Below are 3,213 nucleotides of genomic sequence, written 5' to 3' on the forward strand. Positions count from 1 at the left end.
TTAATTAACAAAACAAACCGAGAACACCGCGTTATTTTGAGTTTTTTAGAAATAATCGCTAACTCAATTAATCCGATAATCACTTCGTGATTATCAAGGTTAAGTTATGAAGGGCGCATGGTGAATGCCTTGGTACTAGGAGCCGATGAAGGACGGGACTAACACCGATATGCTTCGGGGAGCGGTAAGTACGCTTTGATCCGGAGATTTCCGAATGGGGAAACCCAACCAACTTAGTCGTTGGTTGCTTGACTAGTGAATCTATAGCTAGCAAGCGGTAGACGCAGTGAACTGAAACATCTCAGTAGCTGCAGGAAGAGAAAGAAAAATTCGATTCCCTCAGTAGCGGCGAGCGAACGGGGAAGAGCCCAAACCAACGAGCTTGCTCGTTGGGGTTGTAGGACTGAACATTTGAGTTACCAAAGAGCGACGTAGTCGAAACAGTTGGGAAGCTGTGCCAGAGATGGTGAAAGCCCAGTAGACGAAACGTCACTCCCTCAGTTCAGGATCCTGAGTACGGCGGGACACGTGAAACCCCGTCGGAAGCTGCGAGGACCATCTCGCAAGGCTAAATACTCCCTAGTGACCGATAGTGAACCAGTACCGTGAGGGAAAGGTGAAAAGCACCCCGGAAGGGGAGTGAAATAGTTCCTGAAACCATGTGCCTACAAGCTGTCGGAGCCCATTAATGGGTGACGGCGTGCCTCTTGCAGAATGAACCGGCGAGTTACGATTGCATGCAAGGTTAAGGTGGAAAAACTGGAGCCGCAGCGAAAGCGAGTCTGAAATGGGCGTATGAAGTATGTAGTTGTAGACCCGAAACCAGGTGACCTACCCATGTCCAGGTTGAAGGTGCGGTAAAGCGCACTGGAGGACCGAACCCGTGTCAGTTGAAAATGGCTGGGATGAGGTGTGGGTAGCGGTGAAATTCCAAACGAACTTGGAGATAGCTGGTTCTCTCCGAAATCTCTTTAGGGGGAGCCTTGGGATAAAGAATCGTGGAGGTAGAGCTACTGTTTGGACAAGGGGCCCGTCATGGGTTACCAACTTCAGATAAACTCCGAATGCCATTGATTTATGCCCAGGAGTCACACGATGAGTGATAAGATCCACCGTGTAAAGGGGAACAGCCCAGATCACCAGTTAAGGTCCCTAAATATATGCTAAGTGGAAAAGGATGTGGAGTTGCATAGACAACTAGGATGTTGGCTCAGAAGCAGCCACCATTTAAAGAGTGCGTAATAGCTCACTAGTCGAGTGATTCTGCGCCGAAAATGTACCGGGGCTAAGCATATTACCGAAACTGTGGATGTGCACTAGGTGCACGTGATAGGAGAGCGTTCTAAGGGCGGTGAAGCTAGACCGTGAGGACTGGTGGAGCGCTTAGAAGTGAGAATGCCGGTATGAGTAGCGAAAGACAGGTGAGAATCCTGTCCACCGAATGACTAAGGTTTCCTGGGGAAGGCTCGTCCTCCCAGGGTAAGTCGGGACCTAAGCCGAGGCCGAGAGGCGTAGGCGATGGATAACAGGTTGAGATTCCTGTACCAGTTAACTGCGTTTGACGATGGAGGGACGCAGGAGGCTAAGCAAACCTCACGATTGGAAGAGTGAGGCCAAGCAGTAAGTCAGGATGTGAGTCAAATGCTTACATTCGGGTTGACAAGCTGTGATGGGGAGCGAAATTATAGTAGCGAAGTTGCCGATGTCACACTGCCGAGAAAAGCTTCTAAGGAGCATGTTAACTGCCCGTACCGCAAACCGACACAGGTAGTCGAGGAGAGAATCCTAAGGTGAGCGAGTGAACTCTCGTTAAGGAACTCGGCAAAATGACCCCGTAACTTCGGGAGAAGGGGTGCTGGTCGCAAGACCAGCCGCAGTGAATAGGCCCAGGCGACTGTTTATCAAAAACACAGGTTTCTGCAAAATCGTAAGATGAAGTATAGGGGCTGACGCCTGCCCGGTGCTGGAAGGTTAAAAGGAAGGGTTAGCTTCGGCGAAGCTCTGAATTGAAGCCCCAGTAAACGGCGGCCGTAACTATAACGGTCCTAAGGTAGCGAAATTCCTTGTCGGGTAAGTTCCGACCCGCACGAAAGGCGTAACGATCTGGGCACTGTCTCAACGAGAGACTCGGTGAAATTGAAATCCCTGTGAAGATGCAGGGTACCCGCGACAGGACGGAAAGACCCCATGGAGCTTTACTGTAGCTTGATATTGAGTGTTTGTACTGCTTGTACAGGATAGGTAGGAGCCATAGAAGTCGGAACGCTAGTTTCGACGGAGGCGTTGGTGGGATACTACCCTTGCATTATGACCACTCTAACCCGCAGCACTAAACGTGCTGGGAGACAGTGTCAGGTGGGCAGTTTGACTGGGGCGGTCGCCTCCCAAAAGGTAACGGAGGCGCCCAAAGGTTCGCTCAGAATGGTTGGAAATCATTCGCAGAGTGTAAAGGCACAAGCGAGCTTGACTGCGAGACAGACAGGTCGAGCAGGGACGAAAGTCGGGCTTAGTGATCCGGTGGTTCCGTATGGAAGGGCCATCGCTCAACGGATAAAAGCTACCCTGGGGATAACAGGCTTATCTCCCCCAAGAGTCCACATCGACGGGGAGGTTTGGCACCTCGATGTCGGCTCATCGCATCCTGGGGCTGTAGTCGGTCCCAAGGGTTGGGCTGTTCGCCCATTAAAGCGGTACGCGAGCTGGGTTCAGAACGTCGTGAGACAGTTCGGTCCCTATCCGTCGCGGGCGTAGGAAATTTGAGAGGACCTGTCCTTAGTACGAGAGGACCGGGATGGACATACCGCTGGTGTACCAGTTGTTCCGCCAGGAGCACCGCTGGGTAGCTATGTATGGACGAGATAAACGCTGAAAGCATCTAAGTGTGAAACTCGCCTCGAGATGAGATTTCCCATTCCTTCGGGAAGTAAGACCCCACAAAGATGATGTGGTAGATAGGATGGAAGTGGAAGTGCCGTGAGGCATGGAGCGGACCATTACTAATCGGTCGAGGACTTAACCAAGTTAAGCGGAAGTACGGTTTGGAAGAAAAGATATTATTTAGTTTTGAGAGCGCAAGCTCTTGCCCAAAAGGGTAAGTGTGGTGATGATGGCTTGAAGGATACACCTGTTCCCATGCCGAACACAGAAGTTAAGCTTCAACACGCCAAAAGTAGTTGGGGGATCGCTCCCTGCGAGGATAGGACGTTGCCACGC

2 rRNA genes are annotated in these 3,213 nt (G+C 51.2%); both read left to right on the forward strand.

The features are described 5' to 3' along the window. Nucleotides 1-97: 97 nt before the first annotated feature. Nucleotides 98-3,020: ribosomal RNA gene (locus NFR46_RS09225) — 23S ribosomal RNA — on the forward strand. 76 nt (nt 3,021-3,096) lie between these two features. After that, nucleotides 3,097-3,213, forward strand: a 5S ribosomal RNA gene (gene rrf, locus NFR46_RS09230).

The sequence above is a fragment of the Limosilactobacillus agrestimuris genome (genome assembly GCF_943193105.1).
Classification (GTDB): Bacteria; Bacillota; Bacilli; order Lactobacillales; family Lactobacillaceae; genus Limosilactobacillus; species Limosilactobacillus agrestimuris.